This is a genomic window from Devosia alba (assembly GCF_039938915.1).
GTDB lineage: Bacteria > Pseudomonadota > Alphaproteobacteria > Rhizobiales > Devosiaceae > Devosia > Devosia alba.
The window spans coordinates 1-275 of the sequence record NZ_JBDUUI010000084.1 but is presented as its reverse complement, the minus strand read 5'-3'; the positions used below and the strand labels follow the sequence as shown (position 1 = coordinate 275).

Annotated in this window: 1 protein-coding gene; it reads left to right on the top strand. The window is 52.4% G+C overall.

Annotation, left to right across the window (positions count from 1 at the left end):
* Positions 1 to 275, top strand: a 275-nt coding sequence (locus ABFY71_RS18865) for a hypothetical protein (RefSeq protein ID WP_347947408.1), incomplete at both ends; no start/stop codon positions are given.

The window sequence follows — 275 nt, the reverse complement described above, 5'->3', positions numbered from 1 at the left end:
AGAAGCTACTGGATAAGGTCAAGACAGGCTTTAAGACTAACTTTGCACTGTACGATAACATCGCCCAGGGTAACAAGGACCTCGCGGACTTGCTGGTATCTGACGGGGCTGCTGTAGGCGCTCGTAAACCCTCTGTAGCGGACTTTAAGCGTAACCTGATGCTTGAGATGGATGCCAGCGCTAGTGTCGTTGAGGACGCTATTACAAGCGCCCTGAAGCAACAGCAGGGCGTGGGTATGCTGGACAGGTTCTTCCATCGCTCTAAGTTTACCGCT